This window comes from Rhizobium sp. SRDI943 (assembly GCF_057653695.1).
Genome location: NZ_JBYGKN010000002.1, coordinates 795,955 through 817,605 on the forward strand (window position 1 = coordinate 795,955; position 21,651 = coordinate 817,605).

The 21,651-nt window shown below is 58.9% G+C and carries 20 protein-coding genes and 3 pseudogenes; 12 read left to right on the plus strand and 11 right to left on the minus strand.

Features of this window, described 5'->3' with window-relative positions:
- Positions 1 to 5: 5 nt before the first annotated feature.
- Together pcaC and pcaD are read right to left on the minus strand one after the other, a co-directional pair.
- Complete coding sequence (gene pcaC / locus AC245Y_RS27830; protein ID WP_017996784.1) at positions 6 to 410, minus strand: 4-carboxymuconolactone decarboxylase; 405 nt, start codon at positions 408 to 410, stop codon at positions 6 to 8.
- The gene (gene pcaD, locus AC245Y_RS27835) at positions 407 to 1,216 is read right to left on the minus strand and encodes a 3-oxoadipate enol-lactonase (protein ID WP_017996783.1); all 810 of its coding nucleotides are present in this window, start codon (positions 1,214 to 1,216) and stop codon (positions 407 to 409) included. Before pcaD ends, pcaC begins: the two co-directional genes overlap by 4 nt.
- A 95-nt stretch (positions 1,217 to 1,311) precedes the next feature.
- On the opposite strand from pcaD, the gene pcaQ reads away from it, so the two are divergent.
- Positions 1,312 to 2,229 carry a pca operon transcription factor PcaQ gene (pcaQ, locus tag AC245Y_RS27840; RefSeq protein ID WP_017996782.1) on the plus strand — a complete coding sequence of 306 codons (918 nt, stop codon included), beginning with the start codon at positions 1,312 to 1,314 and terminating at the stop codon, positions 2,227 to 2,229.
- A gap of 416 nt (positions 2,230 to 2,645) precedes the next feature.
- Here pcaQ and AC245Y_RS27845 read toward each other — a convergent pair whose 3' ends face one another.
- Entirely contained in the window at positions 2,646 to 3,224 is a 579-nt protein-coding gene (locus AC245Y_RS27845; protein ID WP_017996780.1) for an acyloxyacyl hydrolase, read from the minus strand.
- A gap of 233 nt (positions 3,225 to 3,457) precedes the next feature.
- On the opposite strand from AC245Y_RS27845, the gene AC245Y_RS27850 reads away from it, so the two are divergent.
- Together AC245Y_RS27850 and AC245Y_RS27855 are read left to right on the plus strand one after the other, a co-directional pair.
- Complete coding sequence (locus AC245Y_RS27850) at positions 3,458 to 3,979, plus strand: MbcA/ParS/Xre antitoxin family protein (protein WP_020487124.1); 522 nt, start codon at positions 3,458 to 3,460, stop codon at positions 3,977 to 3,979.
- The gene (locus tag AC245Y_RS27855) at positions 3,976 to 4,671 is read left to right on the plus strand and encodes an RES family NAD+ phosphorylase (protein ID WP_017996778.1); all 696 of its coding nucleotides are present in this window, start codon (positions 3,976 to 3,978) and stop codon (positions 4,669 to 4,671) included. Before AC245Y_RS27850 ends, AC245Y_RS27855 begins: the two co-directional genes overlap by 4 nt.
- On the opposite strand, the gene AC245Y_RS27860 is transcribed toward AC245Y_RS27855, so the two are convergent.
- Entirely contained in the window at positions 4,668 to 5,309 is a 642-nt protein-coding gene (locus AC245Y_RS27860; protein WP_017996777.1) for an alpha/beta hydrolase family protein, read from the minus strand. The two genes, AC245Y_RS27855 and AC245Y_RS27860, sit on opposite strands and share 4 nt — an antisense overlap.
- 70 nt (positions 5,310 to 5,379) lie before the next feature.
- Between AC245Y_RS27860 and AC245Y_RS27865 the strand changes: the two genes are divergently transcribed.
- On the plus strand, positions 5,380 to 5,562 hold the full coding sequence (locus AC245Y_RS27865) for a hypothetical protein (RefSeq protein ID WP_003548476.1): 183 nt from the start codon (positions 5,380 to 5,382) through the stop codon (positions 5,560 to 5,562).
- A 586-nt stretch (positions 5,563 to 6,148) separates the two neighbouring features.
- Here AC245Y_RS27865 and AC245Y_RS27870 read toward each other — a convergent pair.
- The 4 genes from AC245Y_RS27870 to AC245Y_RS27885 all read right to left on the minus strand — a co-directional run bounded on the left by AC245Y_RS27870 (position 6,149) and on the right by AC245Y_RS27885 (position 9,044).
- Entirely contained in the window at positions 6,149 to 6,907 is a 759-nt protein-coding gene (locus AC245Y_RS27870; protein ID WP_017996775.1) for a GIY-YIG nuclease family protein, read from the minus strand.
- The gene (locus AC245Y_RS27875; RefSeq protein ID WP_017996774.1) at positions 6,904 to 8,085 is read right to left on the minus strand and encodes a DNA cytosine methyltransferase; all 1,182 of its coding nucleotides are present in this window, start codon (positions 8,083 to 8,085) and stop codon (positions 6,904 to 6,906) included. Before AC245Y_RS27875 ends, AC245Y_RS27870 begins: the two co-directional genes overlap by 4 nt.
- On the minus strand, positions 8,085 to 8,498 hold the full coding sequence (locus tag AC245Y_RS27880) for a very short patch repair endonuclease (RefSeq protein ID WP_017996773.1): 414 nt from the start codon (positions 8,496 to 8,498) through the stop codon (positions 8,085 to 8,087). The genes AC245Y_RS27875 and AC245Y_RS27880 overlap by 1 nt, the downstream gene beginning before the upstream one ends.
- A gap of 300 nt (positions 8,499 to 8,798) precedes the next feature.
- On the minus strand, positions 8,799 to 9,044 hold the full coding sequence (locus AC245Y_RS27885; RefSeq protein ID WP_003553687.1) for a helix-turn-helix domain-containing protein: 246 nt from the start codon (positions 9,042 to 9,044) through the stop codon (positions 8,799 to 8,801).
- A 212-nt stretch (positions 9,045 to 9,256) separates the two neighbouring features.
- Between AC245Y_RS27885 and AC245Y_RS27890 the strand changes: the two genes are divergently transcribed.
- On the plus strand, positions 9,257 to 10,147 hold the full coding sequence (locus AC245Y_RS27890; RefSeq protein WP_017996772.1) for a LysR family transcriptional regulator: 891 nt from the start codon (positions 9,257 to 9,259) through the stop codon (positions 10,145 to 10,147).
- 121 nt (positions 10,148 to 10,268) lie between these two features.
- Here AC245Y_RS27890 and AC245Y_RS27895 read toward each other — a convergent pair whose 3' ends face one another.
- Complete coding sequence (locus AC245Y_RS27895) at positions 10,269 to 10,373, minus strand: BrnA antitoxin family protein (protein ID WP_348625840.1); 105 nt, start codon at positions 10,371 to 10,373, stop codon at positions 10,269 to 10,271.
- Positions 10,374 to 10,381: 8 nt separating this feature from the next.
- Here AC245Y_RS27895 and AC245Y_RS27900 point away from each other — a divergent pair.
- A pseudogene (locus AC245Y_RS27900) lies at positions 10,382 to 10,893 on the plus strand (oxidoreductase); the annotation flags it as partial.
- A gap of 225 nt (positions 10,894 to 11,118) precedes the next feature.
- Here the strand turns inward: AC245Y_RS27900 and AC245Y_RS27905 are convergent.
- Complete coding sequence (locus tag AC245Y_RS27905) at positions 11,119 to 14,259, minus strand: adenylate/guanylate cyclase domain-containing protein (protein ID WP_017996771.1); 3,141 nt, start codon at positions 14,257 to 14,259, stop codon at positions 11,119 to 11,121.
- A gap of 226 nt (positions 14,260 to 14,485) precedes the next feature.
- Between AC245Y_RS27905 and AC245Y_RS27910 the strand changes: the two genes are divergently transcribed.
- Both AC245Y_RS27910 and AC245Y_RS27915 read left to right on the plus strand, forming a co-directional pair.
- Positions 14,486 to 15,088, plus strand: a complete 603-nt coding sequence (locus AC245Y_RS27910) for a nuclear transport factor 2 family protein (RefSeq protein WP_017996770.1) — start codon at positions 14,486 to 14,488, stop codon at positions 15,086 to 15,088.
- A gap of 32 nt (positions 15,089 to 15,120) precedes the next feature.
- Positions 15,121 to 17,001 (plus strand): hypothetical protein, encoded by a 1,881-nt coding sequence (locus AC245Y_RS27915; protein WP_017996769.1) that lies wholly within the window; start codon positions 15,121 to 15,123, stop codon positions 16,999 to 17,001.
- 93 nt (positions 17,002 to 17,094) lie between these two features.
- Here AC245Y_RS27915 and AC245Y_RS27920 read toward each other — a convergent pair whose 3' ends face one another.
- The gene (locus AC245Y_RS27920) at positions 17,095 to 17,358 is read right to left on the minus strand and encodes a hypothetical protein (RefSeq protein WP_017996768.1); all 264 of its coding nucleotides are present in this window, start codon (positions 17,356 to 17,358) and stop codon (positions 17,095 to 17,097) included.
- A 768-nt stretch (positions 17,359 to 18,126) separates the two neighbouring features.
- On the opposite strand from AC245Y_RS27920, the gene AC245Y_RS27925 reads away from it, so the two are divergent.
- From AC245Y_RS27925 to AC245Y_RS27940, 4 genes and pseudogenes are all read left to right on the plus strand, one after another.
- Positions 18,127 to 20,370, plus strand: coding sequence for a CDC48 family AAA ATPase (locus AC245Y_RS27925; RefSeq protein WP_003553701.1), 2,244 nt, complete (start codon positions 18,127 to 18,129; stop codon positions 20,368 to 20,370).
- A 296-nt stretch (positions 20,371 to 20,666) separates the two neighbouring features.
- Positions 20,667 to 21,124, plus strand: a pseudogene (locus AC245Y_RS27930) (transposase); the annotation flags it as partial.
- Positions 21,090 to 21,362: a hypothetical protein gene (locus tag AC245Y_RS27935; RefSeq protein ID WP_017996765.1), complete on the plus strand. Its 273-nt coding sequence runs from the start codon at positions 21,090 to 21,092 to the stop codon at positions 21,360 to 21,362. The pseudogene AC245Y_RS27930 and the gene AC245Y_RS27935, both read left to right, overlap by 35 nt.
- A pseudogene (locus AC245Y_RS27940) lies at positions 21,262 to 21,597 on the plus strand (hypothetical protein); the annotation flags it as partial. The gene AC245Y_RS27935 and the pseudogene AC245Y_RS27940, both read left to right, overlap by 101 nt.
- Positions 21,598 to 21,651 lie beyond the last annotated feature (54 nt).

Sequence of the window (21,651 nt, forward strand, 5' to 3'; positions counted from 1 at the left end):
CTCCCTCAGGCCGCCTTTTCCGCGTCCATCTGTTCAAAAGCCTGCTTTGCGATCTTGATCGCGTGATTGGCGGCGGGAACGCCGGCATAGATCGCCACATGCAGCAGCGCCTCGCAGATATCCTCGCGGGTCGCCCCGGTATTGGCGGTGGCACGCACATGCATGGCGACTTCGTCGTCCTGGCCGAGAGCCGCGAGCAGAGCGATCGTGACGATCGAGCGCTCGCGCTTCGTCAGCGCCGGGCGCGACCAGACATGGCCCCAGGCGGCTTCGGTGATCAGCTCCTGGAAGGGACGGTCGAACTCCGTCGATGTAGTGGCGGCGCGGTCGACATGGGCGTCGCCGAGCACGGCGCGGCGGGTCGCCATGCCCTGGCGATAGCGCTCGGAAGTGGACGCGGTTTCATTCATGGGCTGACTTCTCCGGGCGGAATGGATGTGAGGAAGGCGCGGATGATCGCCGTCAGTGCCTCCGGCTGCTCGACGCAGGGAATGTGCGCGCAATCGGGGATGATCTCGTAGCGGCTACCCGATATCAACTTGGCGGTCGAAAGCACGAGATCGGGCGGCGTCGACCCATCCTGGTCGCCGACGATGCAGATCGTCGGCACGGTGATCGTCTTTGCGACCTCGGTGAAGTCGGCATCGCGGATCGCGGCGCAGGCGGCGAGATAGCCTTCGACTGGCTGGCGCGTCAGCATGTTGCAATAGCCGGCATAGGCGGTACTCTCGGGCCGGCGGAAGGCGGGCGTGAACCAACGCTCCATGACCGCGTCGACGATGCTGGCGATGCCGTTTTGCTCGACGGCGGCGATGCGGGCGTTCCAGCTCTCCGCCGTGCCGATCTTGTGGGCGGTGTCGCAGAGGATGAGCGCACGAACCAGGTCCGGCCGGCGGTGATAGAGCGACTGGGCGATGAGACCGCCAACGGAGAGGCCGCAGATGACGGCATCCTTGACTGATAGCAGATCGAGAAGTCCGGCGAGATCCGTCGCATGGTCCTCGATTGATGAGGGAAGCTGGCCGACATCGGAAAGGCCGTGGCCGCGCTTGTCGTAAAGCACGATGGCGAATTCACCGGCAAGCTGAACCACGACATCACGCCAGATGCGGAAATCCGTGCCCAGCGAATTGGCAAAGACGATTACCGGCCTATCGGCAGGAGCACCAATGATCTGATAATGGATCGTCACGTCGTTTATGCGGGCGAATTGCACGTCACTCTCCTCCTGAATGGTGAAATTGACTGGTTGATCCGGTTAAGTAAAATGATATTTATTGGCGTTTCGATAACCCTGGAGTTATGCGAGCGATGATCGACAGCCGGGTCAAGTTCCGCCATCTGCAAACCTTTGTCGAGGTGGCGCGGCAGAAGAGCGTCATGAAGGCCGCCGAACTGCTGCATGTCAGCCAGCCGGCGGTCACCAAGACGATCCGCGAACTGGAACAGGTGCTGGGTGTCGATGTCTTCGAACGCGATGGCCGCGGCATCAAGATCACCCGCTACGGCGAGGTCTTCCTGCGCCACGCTGGTGCGGCGCTGACGGCGCTGCGCCAGGGTCTCGATTCCGTCTCGCAGGAGCAGTTTTCCGATGCGCCGCCGATCCGGATCGGCGCGCTGCCGACGGTGTCATCGCGCATCATGCCGCGGGCGATGGAACTCTTCCTCAAGGAAAAGACCTGGAGCCGGGTGAAGATCGTCACCGGCGAGAACGCCGTGCTCCTTGAACAGCTCCGCGTCGGTGATCTCGACCTCGTCGTCGGACGTCTGGCCGGCGCCGAGAATATGGCGGGCTTTTCCTTCGAGCATCTTTATTCCGAGCAGGTGGTGTTTGCCGTGCGCGCCGGCCATCCGCTGCTCGACGGCCGGCAATCGCCGTTCGCCGGCTTCGGCAACTATACGGTGCTGATGCCGACGCGGGGTTCGATCATCCGGCCGGTGGTCGAAAATTTCTTGATCGCCAACGGCGTCTCCAGCCTGCCGAACCAGATCGAGACGGTGTCGGATTCCTTCGGCCGCGCATTCCTCAGGGCAAGTAACGCGATCTGGATCATTTCCAACGGCGTCGTTGCCGGCGATGTCACCGACGGGCGGCTGGCGCTTCTGCCGATCGATACCGGCGAGACCAAGGGGCCGGTCGGCTTGACGATGCGCGCCGATGCGGTGCCCTCTCTGCCGCAATCGATCCTGATGCAGACGATCCGGGAGGCGGCAGGCGAGGTGGCCTGAAGCAGCGAAGGTCGGATCGATGGAGGATCAGAATAAGGATCTGGGCCGGCGCGCAACGGACGCGACGGCGAAATTCGTCGTGACGCTTTCGGTCTGGGTGAATAAAGCGCATGCTGCAAAACAATGCGTCCGAGCCGTCATGGTGAATGACGCCGGACGATCGTTCCACAGGGCGAGAAGATACCAGGCTCTGGAAGGTCGGTTCGCGACCGCAATAACTTGGTACTCGTCCGGCTTTCAGGCCATGGCGTGCGATGAGGTCCGGCTCGATCGGGATGGCCTGCATGGTCATCAGCTCTCGAAAGCCCCGAGCGCGGGTTCCGCTCTTTAGCCTTTGTCGGGAAGGCGCGCGGCAGGAAAATGCTCGCCATCAACTGCGGGCTGGCAACTACTCAGCTCGGGAAAAGCAGCTGTGCTTAGAACTTGTAGCCGACCTGCAAACCGGCGCGCGTCATGCCGTCGTTCGGCCCGCCGCAGAGATTGGCGTGCGATGAATGGGCGACCTGGGCCATGACATTCCAGTGCGGGTTGAAACGGTAGCCGGCGCCCAGATATTCGTGGAAAAGGACGCGACAGCCGAGTTCCGGACCGTCATCATCGCCGTCGAGCTCGCCGGTGTGAATGACGCCGCCGAAGCCGGCTTCGGCAAAAAGCTTCTCGTTGAAATCGACCGTCCAGGTGAATCCGGTGAAGAACTGGTTGGCCTCGCCTGACGTGCCGATCGAGGTGCCGAGATGCACACGAGGATGCAGCAGCTGTTGCTGCCAGCCGACCGCCGTATCGTAGCCGAAGGGATCGAAGAGAGCGGTAATCTCCGGAAAGACGCCGTCTTCCCTGGAATGGCCCGATTGTACCGAGGCCGAGACGCCGAAGCGCAGTTCATCGAATATCTGCTCGCCGGCAGTCGCCGAGCCCGCGACCGAGATGGCGGCTGCCGCTGCCAATGATGCCATACCCAAAAAACGCAACGCGATCTTTCCGAAGTCGACCCTCATTTGCTGTCCTTTGATTCGCGTCGGGCGGGAATAAGGAAGAGGTAACATTGGCGCTACGGTTTGCCAAAGACGTTTTGGGGGAAAAGGCGTGGTGATTTGCCAACTTATATTCCGCCACGGGCTGCTGCTTGGACTATACGAGCCATCGGAGCCATCAGCAGGGGCGTTTGATCAGATGCGCTTGAAAAAAGACCAGATCTGGACTAAGTCTAGTTCAAGACAGGAGACTTATCATGCGGCATGCGCCAAGGGTGCAACGAGAGGGCGGGGAAGAACAGCGGTTGGAACCGGAGCGGTTCGCTCCGGTCAACCGCAAGAGGCTGAGCGCCCCGGCACTGCGGACCTTTCTGGCGATCGCCGATCTCTGGGGGCTGACCGAGGAGCAGCGTCTGCTCGTGCTGGGTTACCCCTCGCGCTCGACTTACCATAATTGGGCCAAGCAGGCGCGCGAGCACGGCTCCTTCACGCTCGATGTCGATACGCTGACCCGGATCTCGGCCGTGCTCGGCATCCATCAGGCGCTCGGCGTGCTGTTTTCCGATGAACGCGCCGGCGTCGCCTGGCTGCGCGCACTACATCATGCGCCGGTATTCGGCGGCCGCCCGCCGCTTGATATCGTGACCAACGGGACCCAGGACGGGTTGATGACCGTCCGTCGGTTTCTCGATGGCGCGCGAGGTGGTCTCTACATGCAGCCAAATATCCTCGACGACGCGTTCACGCCTTACGAAGATGCGGACATCGTCTTCCGGTGAGAGATCGTTTTGGCGAGGCGCCGCGTCCGTCGTTCCGGCTGATTCCGTCGCAATTTCCGCCGATCGGACTTTTTGAGACGGTGACGAGGGCGGCCGATCTCGAAGCCGTGATGGAGTTGGTCGGCTGGACCAACGACCGTCTTGTCGCCGACCGCATCCGGCGGCTTCCCGAGGCAGAGTGGGTTTATGGCACACCCAACTCCAGTATAGTGATGGCGGCGTTCCTGCATGTCGCATCCGGCGGAATGCGCTTCAATGGCCCGGATCTCGGCGCCTGGTATGCCGCCGACAATCTGAAAGCAGCCGCCGCGGAGGTCGGCCATCACCTGAGGCGCGAGGCCGTCGCGCGCGGAGTTACCACGATGGCGCGCATCTATCGAAGCTATTCGGCCAATCTAGCTGGTGATTACCTCGATATTCGCGGAGAGCAGACGCTAAGGCCCGATGTCTATGACGGCACCAGCTATGCGGCCTCGCAAGTGCTGGGAGAAGAGGTGCGCTCGAGGGGCGGCGCCGGTATCCTCTATGACAGTGTCCGGCTGAGAGGCGGCGTCAACATTGTCGCTCACCGGCCGCGCAATATTCGCGACGTGGTGCAGGTCGACCACTTCGAAATCACGGTCTCCGCCACCGACCGGCGCATCGATGTGAGGAAGCTTGCAAGTAGGCGGCGACCAAGAGGCAACGCCTAGACTGGGAGACGCTCGGCCCATGCCTTCACCGCCTTCGCCATCGTGGCGAGGTGGTCGGCAGTGGAGAAGCCGGAGATCGTCTTGCGCGGCTTGAGATCGTGGTCGCCATCCTCGAGCCAGAGGATCTCGATCCTATCGGACAGATCGTAGCCCGGCACTTCATCCCGCGTACCGAATTCGTCGCGGGTTCCCTGGCAGATCAGCGCCGGCGTCGTCAGTCTCCTAAGATGGCCGGTGCGCAGCTTCCTAGGCTGGCCGGGCGGATGGAAGGGATAGCCGAGGCAGAGCAGGCCGGCGATCTTTCCTCGACGATGGAGATCGTCGGCCACCATGCTGGCGACCCGGCCACCCATCGACTTGCCGCCGATGATCAGCGGGCCGCTAGCGCCGAGCTCGGCAATCGCCCCCTCGTATTCGGGATTGAGTGTTTCGGCCCGCGGCGGTGGTTTACGACCTTCCGAGGTACGGCGGGCCGCCATGTAGGCGAATTCGAAACGGGCGACACGGAAGCCGACGCCGGCGAGCGCATTTGCCGCTGATGTCATCGATGCCGAATCCATCGGCGCGCCGGCGCCATGCGCGAGAAGGATCGTGAAGCGCGCGTCCTCGGGCCCCAGCAGCAAAAACCTGTCAAGCATCAGTAATCCTCCATCCCATCACCGGAACCATGTCGATGGTCGTGACTTCCTCCTGGAAAGGAGACAGACAATGTCGACGAATGATCAAAACGTAAAGCCCGAGCAGCGGCGACCCAAGGATGTCGGGGCCGTTCCCGAGAAACCGGAGCCGGCCGACGCGGAATCGATGGCGCCGCCGGTGGTGCAGCCGGCTGGGGTCAGGGACAAAAGCGAACGACCCGTGGTCAATCCGATCACTGGTGTCGCCTCCTGATCGACCGCGGTCGATTATCGTGTGGAACCGCCGAACCGCCTCTTGAAACCTCGGAGGAAAGGGTCCATATACCCGTCCTGCCTGAAAAATGGATGCGCGTGGTATCGACGTCGTCGAGCTGCTCGTGTCCGACAGGATAAGGGCGCTCCCCGCAAGGGTCGAGCGCCCTTTTTGCTCTACAGCCATTGTGCTCATCGCCGCTACTTGCGTTCGCCTTGTCCGCCCAGTCTGGAGGGAACGGTGTTTAAGGCGTCAGCCCGCCTCGCGCGACCTCAGTGCGCTTCTTCGACCGATTTCCGTCATACCGATTGAGTTTTGCCTGAAGTCGCGCAATTTTCTCAATCAACGTTCTCGACGGAGAGCTTTTAGGCTTTCAGAGAGAGACCTGATGAGTCGGATGTTTTCCTTGATCGCCATTCCCTTGGTGTGAGAATGCTGGTGACGTGCTCTGCGTCCAGTTCTTAATGGCAACCCGCTTCATCGATGACGGCTCGCATCGACAACAAAATGCAAACGCGGTATTCGCAGGCTCCGACGCGGGAGCCGAGCATTGGGCGACAAACTCCTCCCCTGGCCGCCATAAACACTATCGTGAAATGATTACTTCCGCCTGGGGGTATTCCCGCTCTTCCTTGTAAAGAATAATGTAGCCGGGCAAGGCCGTGGCTTGCCACCCGCCGGGCAGGTGGCTCACGATGCTTTTGATCGCCTCTCGTGGTGTCATCGGCCCGCCCTTGGCGGGGAGGGACACGGATGCTAGGTCCATATGGGGTTTTCGGCTCCCACCGCCCTTTCCTTGATATCGGAAAGTGTAAGGCAGGGCATCCTTCAGCCGTGCGAGCGCGCTCGCCGCGGTCTCATTCTGATCGATGGCGAACGCCATCTCCCTATCGATGTCGATTGGGAACTTTGCGTCGAAGTTCCTTGGATCGACCCTGGTTGTGTCTCGCTCGCGGCCCGGATCGTTCGATCCGAAGCCACTACCATTCCAATCAATAGCCTTGACGCCGCCGTAATGACGGATCAGGTCAGATTCCAGATCCACGGCGGTAAACACGAACACGCGCACCGCCTTAAAGCTTACACGAGCAGGGTCGAGGCCGACGCGATGCATCACCTTGCGCGCATGGCGCGACAGGCGCTTGTGAAGGCCGGCGTCGGCATCGGTTTTGCCGATGTAAACAAGCTGATCGTCCAGAAAAAGCTGATAAACGCCTTGTTCTTCCGGAATGGCGGCGAGGTTGGTGGTGTTCAAGGGCACGGCACCCAAGCCGTCCAAAACTTCGATCAGTCGAACAAGCAGGGCTCCAGGAAGATCGAACTCAAATTCGACATAACCTGTCATGCGGCGATTCCGGAAGCCTTGAACTGCAAATGCGCGTTTACGCTCGACGCCACGACATGCGCTAGCTCAACCGGCACGGCATTACCAAGCTGACGCATGGCCTCGGACCATGATCCATGCAAACGGAAGTCGTCGGGGAAAGTTTGAAGCCGCGCGCTTTCGCGCACGGTGAAATATCGGACGCTGCCATCGGGACGCAGCAGCATGTTTTCGCCACCAGGCACGCCATGGACGCCCGCCTTGAGCGTCTTCGCCGGCTCGTCGAGCGGACTGCCCGTATGCCCCGGATATGATCTGGCTCCGGGCTGGAAACGGTGATTGAGGTAGGTCATGGATTGCTTTGGCTCGCGCTCCGGATCCGGCAGGTCGGCGATCGCGTCGCGCGTGGTCCGCCACGGCAGGGTATCCGGCTCCCGACCCAATCGCGCCACGCGTTGACGATAGCGGTCCCCTATATCCCGATCGGCCTTTCGAACTCGATGCCGATCCCAATAATCACCGTGAACCTGGTCCCACAGAAGGGCGTCCAGGGAATGAGTTTCCGCGGGAAATGCCCACTTGATATCAAGGTCCGACCGGAAGCCCACGAAGACGACGCGCTCCCGGCGCTGCGGCACACCATGGTTGGCGGCGTTGAGCACGCGATACACGACGCGGTATTCTAGCCCGGCGACCCGCCGGCGGCTGGTATGGTGGCGCTCTAGCCGCTGAAGGTGACCTTCCCAGCCCTCCTCGGATTTCGCGACAATGTCCGGGTAGGTCATTTGCAGCACGATGTGAGAGACGTAGGTCGCGAAACTCTCGCGGGTTAGGCCCTTGACATTCTCGAAGATGAAGGCGCGCGGCCGGGTCTCCCGGACCGCGCGGACGGCCTCTGGCCACATATCGCGGCGATCGGCGTGAGCCTGGTGCTTTCCCCCCAGGGAAAACGGCTGACATGGCGGACCGCCAGTCACAAGATCAAGCTTGCCCTCGAACCCGCGGAAGTCGACGCTACGGACGTCGCCCTCGATCGGCATGGGCCAGCTTGCGAGAGAAGCGATCCCTTTCTCGCGATTCTCGCGGATCGTGTCGCAGCACCAGCGATCCCATTCAACGACGGCTTGCGGGGTGAAACCAGCGCGGCTCACCCCCATGCCTAGGCCGCCCGCGCCGGCGAAAAGTTCGATTGCCCGCATTATCCCTCCAGGAATTGCCTTAGTTTGTTCTCTAATGGTTCACTATTCCGCAATTCACATTCCCAGACAACTAAAACCTGCCAACCCCGGCCCTGAAGATTGGCTTCCGCCCTGGCATCTCGCGCCACGGTCGCCTCGAATTTCGGTTCCCAAAACTCCAACCGCGACTTCGGCAGTCGCGCGAGGCGGCAGGTGGGATCGTCGTGACGATGCCAAAAGCAGCCATGAATGAAAATGACCTTGCGACGTTTTCCAAAGACAATATCGGGCTTTCCGGGCAATCCCTTGCCATGCAAGCGATATCGATATCCCATCCGATGGAGGAGGCGTCGGACGACCATTTCCGGCTTGGTGTCCCGGCCACGCACCAATCCCATTCGTAAACTGCGTTCTTCTGGTGTCAGGCTGTCCATGCGACGGCGACTCTCATCTGCTTGCCCGTTCAAAATCGGTCTTCAAATTTTACCTGCCGAACTAGCGAGATAACGCCAGTGAGTGCAAGGCAGTGAACCCGCACGCCGAGGTTCTATCCCACCTTGTCGTTCCTAGGCACGGATCACCGCTCCCGAGTGACGGGTGCAATCGCGGCGATTAAGCAAATCGTTGAAAAAATGCATTATGAGCAATGGCGGAGAGGGTGGGATTCAACCCACGACACCCTCTTAGGTATGCCACATTTCGAGTGCGGCGCATTTCAACCACTCTGCTTCCTCTCAGTTCGGATCTTTAAACCTAACGCCCACTCCCCCACCGTTCCTGGTGATGAACTGAATCCCGGCGTTTTCCAGTGTCATTCGGATTAATTTCGAATTTGCAGCTGTGATCGATGGCGGACCGTCCTCCGCTTCAGCACGCCGTATCGTCGACAACCCTACGCTGGCCGACTCTGCAAGATCTTCAGCTGTCCATCGTAGTAGAGCCCTCGCCGCCCGAATCTGAGCCCCGGTTAATTCGCTCATTATTTTCGATTTCTCATTGAAACTTTTTAGTTCATGTGCAATATTTTGGTTCATATCAGCCGCATCCGGTGTTTGAGCCACCGAACACGGCCTGACCACAACCTAAGCTGTCAGGAGCTCGGATCATGGCTGATTCCGACAATAGCAGAACTTTGTCTGGCGTCACGCTGGGTGAAGTCCATACACGGTTGTGAGATAGGGGAGCTCTCCACATGGAACTACGCCAGCTCTCCTACTTCGTCGCGGTGGCCGAGGAACTGCATTTCGGCCGGGCGGCCGCCAAGGTGCGCATCGCCCAGCCGGCGTTGTCCAATCATGTGCAGGCGCTGGAGCGCGAACTTGGCTGCGCGCTGTTCATCCGCTCGACCAGACGGGTGGAACTGACCAGGGCAGGGGAGATCTTCCACGAGCGCTGCGTCGGGATCCTCAGCGAAGTCGATCTGTCTGCCGAGATCACCAGGGCGGTGGCCGGCAAGACGATAAGGCAGATCAGGATCGGCACCGTCTATCCGGCCACCACCGGCGTGCTGCCGGCGTTTCTGGCAAAGATCGCCCGCAAGTATCCGGATATCCGCATCCATATATCAAGCGGCAATACCGGCGACATCATCCGCGGCCTGGAGAACGGCCAGATCAATCTCGGCTTCATCCGGCCGGTGGAAAGCATCGGCTCCTTGCGCTTCTCCTCGATCGCCCATGAGCGCTATCTGCTGGCGGTGGCGAGGAGCAACCCACTGGCGGAGCAGGCGGAGATTGGTATCGACGATCTGCGCGGGGAGAAGATCATCGCCTTCAATCGCAAGAACCTCTCCTACACCGAGCGGTACTTCAACGAGAAGTTCGAGGAATATGACCTGACCCGCAACATCGCCTATAGCTGCGACGACACCTATTCGCTGGTGTCGCTGGTCTCGGCCGGGCTTGGCATCGGCTTTGCGCCGGAATGGACCGAGGGCCTGCCGAACCGCGCCTTCGAGCTGAAGGCGGTGAGGGGCATCGATTTCCGGATCGGGCTTGGTGTTGCCTGGAGCAAGGACGACCCGACCGCCTCGCGCGATGACATCGTCGATATCGCCCGCTCACTGGCACGCGCCTCCAAGTAAGGCGAGGGGCACCCAGGGGTGGCGGGGCGCTGAGCGGGAGACGCGCAACAGAGCATTGCGCGAGCAGTTTTAAACTAAAAGTCTGCATTTGCGGGGCAATGACAAACGGAGCCGCGGAGTGCTATAGCCCTACCGCCTTCCGCAGTGTCTCATTTATCCGGCTTTGCCAGCCTTCGTCTTTGGCCGTGAAAGCATCGACCACTTGTGGATCGAGCCGAATGCTCACGGCGACCCGTCCGAGCTTCTTTTCCTGGTGATCGCGCGGTAACGATGAGGGTCTCCGCGACCGATTGAGTGGACGGAGGTCTGGATATCGAACAGTCGGTCGCCTTTGCCCAGGCGATGGAAGGCAAGGGGTGCGATGCAATCCACGTATCAAGTGGCGGTCTTTCACCCGCGCAGTCCATTCCGATAAGCCCGAGTTACCAGGTACCGCTCGCACGGACTATCAAAGCTGCCGTCAACATTCCTGTCGTGGCGGTTGGGCTTATAACAGAGCCAACGCAGGCGGAAACTATTGTTGCGACGGGCGACGCCGATCTCGTCGCTCTCGCCCGTGCGATATACTCTACGATCCGCGCTGGCCATGGCATGCAGCGGCGGAACTTGGCGGGCAGGTCACCGCACCGAACCAATATCTTCGGTCGCAGCCGTCCAAGTATAAGAGCTTGTTCGCGCCATGCGCGCGAAAAGGCTCCGTTCCTATCGAAGGTGATTGGCCCGCCACTCCGCTAGTTCCAGCGTAAGCGGGACTTCGCTCAGCAATGCGGTCGGCCACCAAGTTCCTCCGCATGCTTGATCGTCGAGCGAAAGCGATATCCGGCCGCCGTGGATGGCGTTGCCCGTCGAGTTAAAGCCGCGTTGGAGCCCGCCGACGGTTTAGCAGCCAAGCGCAATGCATTTCCAATGCCGGGTGACTGATGAAGTGCAACTTTCAGACTTGACGCGGCTTACTCGCATCGTGACGCGATCTATTGCAGGGCTGCAAGCGATCGCTTTGCTCTTGTTTCCCACACTACCGCTCCTTGGAAAGCGGCGTATTCGAGAGCTTCTTGCATCATCTTTCCGGCTTCAAAGCGAAGGCCGGCTCTGGCAAGAACCTCACCGCGGAGGCGCATCAGCTCGGCCGTGTAGTAATGCTCCCCGGTGCGGGTACCGAGTGTCATGCCCTTTCCGACTGCGCCAGTTGCTTCGGAGAGATCGCCGACTTGAAGCAGACTGTCCGCCAATACGCCGAGGTAACAGGTCTTATCGACCTCCTGATCGCCCATATCGTCGCAGATGTTTTGCATCTGTGCGATGCCGGAGGGGTCATGTGATTCCGTCACCTTCAGCCAGCCCGAAAAGAAAATTGCCATCTTGAGCCAGAGCTGAAACCCGTTACGGGTAGCAAGCGGGACAAGTTCGTCTACCAATCGGTTAAGCGTCGCGGTATCCTGTCTAAGGGACATCAGAATGCAGCCATTGCCGAGACACGCGGCAACTCGATAGTCGCTCTGGCTTCGAGCATCTTCCTCTGCCGCAAGGAAGAGCTCAAAAGCACGTTTATCTTCGCCGAGCATCTGGAGCGTCCACGACAGATACACCATCGTCATGCTCGGAAAGTCGCTGCCGATCCTGTTGGCGCTGGAATTGTGTGATAGGGCTCGTTCCAACGCCTCCCGAGCCTGCGAGAATCGACCGCGGACAAACGCACACATGCCCGCAAATTGCAGCCCAAGCACCAGCGCCTTGAGATTGTTTTCTCGGACGCCGATCTCCTTCAACTGGTCGCTCGCCCATTCCGCGTCCTGAAAGCGCCCCGAATTGAAGGCTATTCCGAAAAGGCCGTCCAACGCGTTGATCGCCGCTTCGGGGTCGCGGACGGTTTCGCTCAGGCGCATGACGTTGCGGTAGGCGGAGTTGCTGTCCGCTATTAGGTAGCCGTACGCGGCGTAGAGGACATCGCCTCTTTCCAATTCTAAGGCGAGTTCCTTTCTATCACGAGTGGTCGAGGCAGGCATCCGTCGAACGCACTCAACGCCCTTGAGGAACATATTTGCGGCTTCCACCTTGGCCCATGTCGCTGCAAGCTTCCTAGCCGCGCTGAGCCAATAGTCGGCGGCGCGCTCGAACAGGCTGGCCTCGTCGTAGTGTTGTGCAAGCACCTCCGGATGCTCGACCACTGTGCGCGGTTCAGTAAGTTCGATCGCTTGCGCCACCAGGGCATGAAGCTGCCGTCGTCTGTCGCGCAGCAGCGCGCCGCGCGCCGCCTCCTGGAGCAGACTGTGGGAAAAAGTATAACGTGGCCAATTGCTGAAGGGCTGCGGCGCAACCAAGCCTACGTCTACCAGCTGCTCGATCTGGGGCCGGAGGACATCCGTCGACACTCCGACAACATGGGCAAGCGTGTTCAAGTCGAACTCCCGTCCGATCACGGCCGCCGTCTGGGCGACGACCTTTACTCCCCCGAGCTTGTCAAGTCGGGAAAGCAGGGCGGACTGCAGCGAAGCTGGAATGGTTGCCCGCCTGTCGCCATTTTGAAAGCTGTCCTCGCGCGCTTCCGCCGCGTCTTCGAGTGTCGAACGCGCGAGTTCCTCGAGAAACAAGGGAACACCTTCGGCCTTTGCCAGGAGCCTGTTGACAACCTCTGGATCAAGCTCGGTCTCGCATGTCAGGCTTCCAATCACGTTTCCGGCTTCTTCCCGGGAAAGCCTTGTCAGCTTTAGGTGGTCGAATTTCCCGTTAAGCACCGGAATATTGCGAGATGTCACGAGAAAGAGGATAAAAGCTTCCGACGAGGCTCCCACGAGCGCCTGCAAGAGCCTTCGTGAAGACGGGTCGATCCATTGTTCATCCTCGACGACGCATAGTATCGGTTCCTCGCTCGCCAGATGCTTGAGCCAGCCGACAAAAGCAGCCGTGATCGTCTGCTCCTGTTGGGCGGAGTCGAGTTCGGACGGTGGGAACGAGGGATGCTCCAGGGCCAGCAATCGCGCGAAGATTGGGTAGCTGACCGACAGTGGTACTCCCGTCAAAGACAGGAACGAGGTCAGTTTCTCGGACGCCAAGTTCGGGGGTTCGCCATCAGCGAGGCCGGCCTCCTGCTTGAGCAGCCGGAGGAACGGATAAAGGGCGCTGTTCGAAAAAGCCGGAGAACATTGCGCTATCAAAGTCTTTCTCTGTTGAAGCCCTCTTCGCAATTCGAAAACGAGCCTGGACTTGCCAATACCGGGCTCGCCGCTGATGGCGGTCACCCCGCCGGTTTCGGCGAGTTCCACTGATCGCCAGCTAGTCAGCAGCCGTTGCAGTTCGGAGTCCCGGCCTACCAGAGGAGTCAGTCGTGATTGCGCGCTAAATCGGTACGTACCAGACAACTCCTTGATCGCACGGCGGACGTGGATCGCGCGAGTGAAACCCTTCAGGCTTTTCGGCCCGAGATCCACGAACTCGAAATTGGTAGCCGTTGCTTCGTACGTATTCTGATCAACGAGTATGGTGTCTGGCTCTGCTAGCGTCTCCAGCCTTTGTGCAAGGTTCGGAACGGGACCGAAGGCAACGGTGGAAACGCCAGCCGGAGCTCCTTCGATATCACCAACAACAACGAGGCCCGTGGCAATTCCTATACGCACGTGCAGGGGTGTTCCATCAGGAGACTCCAACTGCGCGACGGCAGCCTGAACATCGAATGCTAGCTGCAACGCGCGCTCGGCGTTGTTTTCTTCCGAGGTCGGATAGCCAAACAGAACTTGAAACGCATCACCCACATAGTTTGCTACGTATCCTCCATGGGAACGGGCTATGGCGCTGCAACGCGCAAGGTAAAGCTGGGTTAACTGACTGAAATCCTCCGGATCGAGACGCGCCGCGAATTCCGTGGATCCGACCATGTCACAAAAAAGGATGGTCAGCTGACGTCGCTCGACAGGATTTTTCTCTTCCCTCGCCATGGGCGTCTTCATTGCCGCAATCGCGGCAAGTAGGGTGCGTCGCGGACCCACGCGCACGCCCATTTCGATTAAATCATGTTCCGTGATCAATGGCAGATTGTTCAGATCGATTTGGGCATAGGTGAACTGTTCCGCAAGATGCTCTAGTCCGATTTTCGCCAGCCAATGCCCGACATCACTCATCGCCGCCCCGTATAATGTTTAACCGCCGGCTACTACTAGAACTTGCGCATTATTTTAGTTGAAGCTACAATAGCACAGGGCAATATTCAACAATCGAACGATTTTCACTGTATTGTCAGCTTCGGCGGACAAGGACGTCTTTATAGACGAGGCTTCGGTTTGGTCCGCAAATGATGAAAGCTTATGCCAACGGTCCGAACCCCCTGTAATCATCAAGGAGGGACCTATGACTGCGCTTGTTAAAATTGCGACGTTGGCATTTGCCATAAGCATCGGCTTTTCAGTAAGCGCGTTCGCCCAAACTCCGCAATGCCCCGCAGACATAGCGGGGGACGGAGACGAATTCTTCAAAAAATCCAGAAGCTATGCCGTCCCGACCCCAGAAGAACGGCATGAAGTGGAGGATTTCATATCGCATTACGCATGGCTGATGGACAACAAAAATGCGGTTGGGGTGCGGGAGCTTTTCGAGCCGGGAGCCACCTATTTGCTGTGTCAGACGGGATCGAGCGATGAAAAAGATTCTGGGAAAGACGAAACACTCGAAGACTTGCTCAGGATGTCATTCACCGGGTTAGGTGACAAACGCGCGCGCCGTTTGTTCAGCAACATTCTCATCCGAAAGAACACCGCAAATCAAACGTACGAAGCGCTGATTTCGTCTGTCGTATTCACCCAGGGTCCGTCAACCAGTATGGAGCCACCAAAAGTCGATTACATGGCGAGTCTCTACGCGACCATCGTCAGGGACTCTTTTGGCAACACCTTGAAGTTCGGGTCCCTGGTCGTTCTGACGGATCAGAACGGAATTAGTATCAGAGCTCGCTGAACCTTGATACCTAATTCGAAAAGGCCGCGTCCATGACGCACTTGGGGCGACTGTTCGCAATTCCGTTGATCGGACTGGCGGTCCAATTCGGCTCAGTAAGACTGGGGTTCCAGGATGCGTATACGTCGCAAACAAACGTCTTCGCCGTCACCTCGGGATCATTGTCGGCGAGATTGACGTTGCCCGGCGACGCGGCGCTCTTCGATGACCTCGTGCTCAAGTGGAATGGTGACTATTCTTGGGGCCCGGCGACGGGCGGCAGCGATCCCGTGACCAGGTTCGGAGATGAGGCGAGATCCGTGTTCGGACCCATACCCGACGGTGCCTGCGCGGGACCGCAATCGAGATCACTCGGCCTCGAGGTCGACGGAAACTCGGTCGGAGTGGAACCAAATGTCGCCAAGCCCGGATCCCCGCTTGAGTTCGCCCACCGGGAAGCGGGTGGCCAGATAGTTAAATGGACAAGCGCTGTGGCCAAGTGCGACAAACCCTCCCTCGCTGGCGGCGTGACATTCTGTGGGCTGAACTCCCGCATCGCCAGAGTAAAACGGAACCGTGTAGAATGGCTGTTCCTTTGCAGGAAGTCCTCCGACGATCTCGAAGTCCATGCGCAACCCTATTGGACGCAGACCGATCCGCGTTTCTCGCGCTACAGCGCGATCGGCTACAACGAGATAACAGGCGAGATAGCCTTTATCGACGGGCGCAAGGACCGCGGCGTCTTCGATTGGTCAGAGCGCTTTCCGCCGCCGGGCGGACAATCGTATCAGGACGAAATGGGAAGGCGGGAGGCGGAAGAGCTTTACGACAAGACGTTTGAGGTTAACTGCGTATCCTGCCATGACAACAAGAAACCCGCGATCATCGACCCGCATATGCAACAGGCACGAGTGGGGTTCTCGGGCGACAGGCATGATGCGCGGACCACCGCGTTCAGTCTCGGAAGTTTTTTCCCGGGCAGAGTAGCCAACGTTGACGCGCCGTTTCGCGTGATCGGCTCGGGCTATGCCTTCGCCCATAGGGGAGCGATGCGAAACGCGAATGCCTTCGCGATAAAGGGTCACCCGTGCTTTGCCTGTCATAGTCTGACCACGCTGGAGTCCGGAAGGCGTTTCGCCGCGGATGCAACAGGGATGTCCCCCAAGGTCAGAGACCCGACAATAGGGCAGACCGTAGCGATCGCACAGGAAAAGGCGGCTCTTCAAATGGTCCGAGATCACCGGACAAAATGGGCATCCGAGTTCGGTGAGGGAGGGATCATGCCGTGGATGTTACCAAATCACGGCGGAAGACTCTCAGAGGGGTCGGGGCAACTAAGTGCTTCGGAATGGGAACAGCTCAGTGCATGCGCATGGGGAAGCGGCGGCGATATCTGCGGCTTCCGCCCCCTGTTCACAAGCTGCCCGATACCAGGCGAGAGCATCGACACGTTCGTACCCTTCGACTTCTCTGTCGCTTCCCAGCCGACGGTGAACGGCAACGAGCATAGCGCAATTAGGCTGACTTGGAGATATTTGAACGGATACGGAGCGGTCCCCGAAAGGGACGATGTACGGTTCGACGTGGCGCTGAAGCTGGAAGACATACCGTCTTCGAGAGTTTCGCCCGACATCAGCGACTACCCGGGCGTGGACGAATCCAAATCCGCCATTGCTTTAGGCCCTGGCGTAGTTGTCAGTCGCACAGCAGAAAATTACCTGTTGATACGCAACGTGTCGTTTGAGGGGCACCGCAGATGGACCGATGCTCCAGCAACGAGTGAAACGCGCCGCTACTCGATTGCCATCCCGGATGTTTGTGGGAAACGCTACCTTTTTCGCATCTTGCCGAAACGCTTTTGTTTCGAGAACTCTGGAGTCGTTTCCGGCAAACGGGACTATCTAGCCTTTTACGATTCCGGCTGCGGCGAATAATCTCATTAAGTTGAGTGGGGTATCACGTGCCGCTAGAGCAACGCGACAAGATTTCCGTTCTGCGTCGGATTGGAGGGGAGAAGCCTTCGCCAGCTAATGCCGGGTGTCCAGAAGCGGTTCGTCGTCGTCGAAATTGCCGTTGCTGACGGCTTCGCATGAGTTGAAGCTACGGCCCCCACCTCCGGTTCCGTATGCGGTCAACTGCACCATCACGGCCTTCGCTCTTTCAAGGGCTTCATCAGCGCTGACTGCGTGCTCGTCGGCGACCTTGTCAGAGACGGCGTCGCCGTCATCTCCGATGAAATCGATCTTCCAACCGCCAGCTTCGTGCTCGATCCTCGTATCCGCCAGATGCATGTCATCCAGCCTTCTTGTTCTTGCGTGATGCGGCCATCGAGCTCTACAACGAGGACTGTCGCTCGGTAGAGGAGATGGCGACCGTTCTGATCGGCACTTACGTCGGGCTTGCCGCCACGCGCGTAAACGCGCCTTCTTCGAGCTCAGTGCATTGACAGGCCAATTCAGATCGGGCTGAACTCGACGAATTCGCACTGCATGTGATCCGACCGCGTCTTCATCCAGTCGTAGACATTTTCCCCCTGGTCGATTGCCGAGCAGCTTATTCCAGGCAACACGGTACCGGATGGATTGGTCGCCGCTTTCCGAGCGATGTACCGCCATAACATGCCCGAGGTATCGGACCGGTCCTTCTCGATACGAGAGAGTTGGACGACACCGCATGGATCTTCGGGCTGGGATGATACGACCCAAGCACCACCATTCGCGAAGTCGGAGACCCAGACGAACTCCTGCGTGAACGGGTTCGAGCTGACCTGGCAGGTCCGAAGATGCTTCGCGTGGTCGGCCCTGGTAATCTTCAGGGGCGATGATCAACATTCCCGTTCCATCGTGACAGGTGCATGCACCAATCTCCTAAAGCGGCTGTGGCAACCTTATTCATGAGCCGTTTCGGGCAAGAAGTAGTTCCTCTCCCTTCACAAACAGCTGATTTTCATCGGAAGGTCTTCTCGTTGTGTCCGTTCCTGACGACCGTGGCTTAAAGGCTTGCCTTTCTTTTCCGTGCACTAGGTTTGGCTTGGATATCAAACGCTGATTGGACCCCAAATGTCTGTTTCCGACGATCTCACGCTACAAGTTGCAAATACTCGGCCCCAAGATGCGGGAACGGGGATAGCCAGGCTCTCAGCGGCAGCGATGAACAAAATCGGAGTGAGCGAAGGGGAATTAATCGAGTTGGTTGGCAAGCGTCACACGGCTGCTGTGGCCGTGCGACCGTACCCCGAAGACGAGGGACTGAACATCATCCGTCTCGACGGTCTCCAGCGGGTGAACGCTGGTGCCACGAGTGGAGACCACATTGAAGTTCGAAAAGCTGAGGCCCGACCAGCCGCGAGGATTGTACTGGCACCAGCTCAGAAGAACCTTGTGCTTCAAGGATCGGGCGATGCTCTGCAGCGCGTCTTTTTGCGTCAGCCGATGGTCGCGGGGGATGTGGTCTCGACCTCGGTCCAGCAGAGGAGCCGAGATCCCCGAATGCTTCAGGCCTATGGCCTCCAGGAAATCCGGCTGGTGGTTGTCTCGACACATCCCCGCGGCGTTGTGCAAGTCAACGAGCAGACCGTTGTGGAACTGCGACCACAGTACGAGGAGCCCAAGGAGGCGCGGCGGGCGGATGTAACATACGACGATATTGGCGGGCTAGGCTCCTCGGTTGAGCAAGTCCGCGAGATGGTGGAGCTTCCATTGCGCCACCCCGAGCTCTTTCAACGCCTTGGCATCGATCCGCCGAAGGGTGTCCTGCTTTACGGGCCGCCCGGCACCGGAAAGACGCTGCTCGCTCGCGCGGTCGCCAATGAAACTGAGGCGAATTTCTTTCACATCGCCGGCCCTGAGATTATGGGGAGCAAATACGGGGAATCCGAAGAACGTCTTCGGCAGGTCTTTCAGGAAGCATCACAAAACGCACCATCAATCATCTTTATCGACGAAATCGACTCCATTGCTCCGAAGAGGGAACAGGTCACAGGAGAGGTCGAGCGACGGATCGTTGCGCAATTGCTGACGTTGATGGACGGCCTGGAACCGCGTCAGAATATCGTTGTCATTGGTGCAACGAACCGGCGCGACGCCATTGACGAGGCTCTACGCAGGCCGGGTCGCTTCGACCGGGAAATCGTCATCGGTGTGCCGGACCAAAATGGCAGGAGGGAAGTCCTCGCAATCCACACACGCGGCATGCCGCTCACCGAAGATGCGGATCTTGATGAAATAGCACGGACGACATATGGTTTCGTCGGCGCAGATCTCGGTGCTCTCGTGCGAGAGGCCGCAATGGATGCCCTACGGCGGGTCTTGCCCGATATAAATCTCAAGGAAGGCATCCCGCCTGAGATCCTTGAAAAGCTTATCGTCTCGCACGACGACTTCATGTCTGCAATGAAGCGAATTCAGCCGTCTGCGTTGCGCGAGATCATGATCCAGGCACCGAATGTGCGCTGGGAGGATGTCGGCGGTCTAGATGACGCACAAATGAAGTTGCGGGAAGGGGTGGAGCTTCCCCTCCGCGCCCCACAGTCATTCAAACGGATGGGTATTCGACCCGCCAAGGGCTTTCTGCTGTTTGGTCCTCCGGGCACGGGCAAGACGCTGCTCGCAAAGGCGGTTGCCCGCGAGGCCGAGGCAAATTTCGTCGCGACCAAATCCTCGGATTTGCTGTCAAAGTGGTACGGCGAGTCCGAGCAGCAGGTGTCGCGCCTCTTCGAACGAGCACGTCAGGTCGCTCCGACGGTAATTTTCATTGACGAGATCGATTCCCTAGCCCCTGCAAGAGGAGGTGGCCTCGGAGAGCCTGCGGTCACAGAGCGTGTGGTGAATACGCTATTGGCGGAAATGGACGGCTTGGAAGACATGCAGGGGGTCGTGGTCATGGCCGCCACCAACCGTCCCAACCTATTGGATCCAGCCCTGCTGCGGCCAGGCCGGTTCGATGAGCTTGTGTATGTGCCCGTGCCTGATACCAAGGCTAGATTGAAAATCCTTGGAATTCACACCAAGAAGATGCCTCTCGCCGCTGACGTGGACCTGGATGACCTTGCGGCGAAGACTGAACGCTTTACTGGCGCTGATCTGGAAGACTTGACACGTAGGGCCGGCCTGATCGCGCTTCGTCAGTCCCTGGACGCCGAGATCGTGACAAGTGCGAACTTCGCTAAAGCACTCGAAGAAGTTCGGCCGTCCGTAACACCCGAGGTCGAGCGCGAATACGAGGAAATGCTTCGGACTCTGAGACAGGAAAACCCCCAGCGAATGCAGATCGGATTTACACCGTTGAAGATTTCAGGAAAATAGCACGCAGACGACAACAAGCCGGCATTCGCGTTGCTGTTGCCGCCTGAACTGGCGACCGTTTGTAGTCAAAGGTTTGGGAAGCTTCGTCACCTGGCTATGAAAACCGGGCGCGAAAAACTGGTAGGAGGCACTTCGAGGCTTGCCCGACGTTGGGAAACGAGGATGCGGACGCCAGCAAAAACCAACAGGAGCAACCAGGGCATTTAGTATAACGGCTGGGATAGTAATTCACCTGACCTTGCCCCGTTGAAATAATCCATTTTGAAGTAAGCTCTGGCCCTTGAGAGGACCAGAGGATGAAGCGCAATCGTTTCACAGACGAACAGATCATCGGCATAGGAGCACGAGGCAGGCACGCCGGTCTCGGAGCTTTGCCGCAAGCATGGCGTCAGCGATGCCAGCATCTATAAATGGAAGGCCAAGTAGGGCGGCATGGAGGTGTCCGAGGCCAAGCGGCTGAAGACGCTTGAGGACGAGAACACGAAGCTGAAGCGGCTTCTGGCGGATGCGATGCTCGACAATGCTGCCTTGAAAGACCTTTTGGGAAAGAAGTGGTGACGCCCGCGGCCAACGGAAAGCTGTCGCGCATCTGATGAGCCATCATGAGATGAGCGAACGGCGGGCGTGTAAAGCCATTGGTTTTTGCCGAATGACGGTCCGTTACGAGACCTGGCGCGACGATGATCATGAGCTTCGCGAGCGAATGAAGGCGTTGGCGCATGAACGTCGCCGTTTCGGATATCGACGCATTCACCGGTGAGCGGCTGATGTCGACTTCCGCGCGTGTTCCGCATGATAACCGGCAGCCGCTTGCTGAAGCTTTGATGGCGCGGCAGGCAGGGCAGGGCGAGCGGCTTGCGAACAATCTCGCGGAAGGCTTCGATACGGGAAGCGACAAACGTCGCCATCTCGACGACCTCGGCACTCTTGGCGATTTCGGTACCCAATGGTGCGAAAGTCGAGGCGAAAATCCGACTGATGTTTTCATCTAGCGCCACGACCAACTCCGCTCTCGTCCATGACCCGGCCAAAGGTGTGCTTGTCGCTGGTGGCAATGACTCGGGTGGAAACGTGGGCACTATGCAGGTCGCAAGCGGCTTTGCGGTCGGGGGAGGCGATGTCTGGACGAACACCAGCAGGCAGGTTCGATACGTGGCAGGTGCTGGTGGCAGTATCTGGGTTTGGAATGTGTTTAAGCATGGAATGTTGACCCCTCTGGCGGGGTAATACTTATCCAATTTTGACCCCCCTTGGATTTCATCCGACCATCCGGCTTTTGCC

Coding starts and splice junctions, on each gene's coding strand:
- AC245Y_RS27915 (WP_017996769.1), top strand. CDS start 15,121: ATGACGCACTTGGGGCGACTGTTCGCAATTCCGTTGATCGGACTGGCG.
- AC245Y_RS27920 (WP_017996768.1), bottom strand. CDS start 17,358: ATGCATCTGGCGGATACGAGGATCGAGCACGAAGCTGGCGGTTGGAAG.
- pcaQ (WP_017996782.1), top strand. CDS start 1,312: ATGATCGACAGCCGGGTCAAGTTCCGCCATCTGCAAACCTTTGTCGAG.
- AC245Y_RS27890 (WP_017996772.1), top strand. CDS start 9,257: ATGGAACTACGCCAGCTCTCCTACTTCGTCGCGGTGGCCGAGGAACTG.
- pcaC (WP_017996784.1), bottom strand. CDS start 410: ATGAATGAAACCGCGTCCACTTCCGAGCGCTATCGCCAGGGCATGGCG.
- AC245Y_RS27925 (WP_003553701.1), top strand. CDS start 18,127: ATGTCTGTTTCCGACGATCTCACGCTACAAGTTGCAAATACTCGGCCC.
- AC245Y_RS27875 (WP_017996774.1), bottom strand. CDS start 8,085: ATGCGGGCAATCGAACTTTTCGCCGGCGCGGGCGGCCTAGGCATGGGG.
- AC245Y_RS27910 (WP_017996770.1), top strand. CDS start 14,486: ATGACTGCGCTTGTTAAAATTGCGACGTTGGCATTTGCCATAAGCATC.
- AC245Y_RS27850 (WP_020487124.1), top strand. CDS start 3,458: ATGCGGCATGCGCCAAGGGTGCAACGAGAGGGCGGGGAAGAACAGCGG.
- AC245Y_RS27885 (WP_003553687.1), bottom strand. CDS start 9,044: ATGAGCGAATTAACCGGGGCTCAGATTCGGGCGGCGAGGGCTCTACTA.
- AC245Y_RS27935 (WP_017996765.1), top strand. CDS start 21,090: ATGAACGTCGCCGTTTCGGATATCGACGCATTCACCGGTGAGCGGCTG.
- AC245Y_RS27860 (WP_017996777.1), bottom strand. CDS start 5,309: ATGCTTGACAGGTTTTTGCTGCTGGGGCCCGAGGACGCGCGCTTCACG.
- AC245Y_RS27880 (WP_017996773.1), bottom strand. CDS start 8,498: ATGGACAGCCTGACACCAGAAGAACGCAGTTTACGAATGGGATTGGTG.
- AC245Y_RS27845 (WP_017996780.1), bottom strand. CDS start 3,224: ATGAGGGTCGACTTCGGAAAGATCGCGTTGCGTTTTTTGGGTATGGCA.
- AC245Y_RS27865 (WP_003548476.1), top strand. CDS start 5,380: ATGTCGACGAATGATCAAAACGTAAAGCCCGAGCAGCGGCGACCCAAG.
- AC245Y_RS27905 (WP_017996771.1), bottom strand. CDS start 14,259: ATGAGTGATGTCGGGCATTGGCTGGCGAAAATCGGACTAGAGCATCTT.
- AC245Y_RS27870 (WP_017996775.1), bottom strand. CDS start 6,907: ATGACAGGTTATGTCGAATTTGAGTTCGATCTTCCTGGAGCCCTGCTT.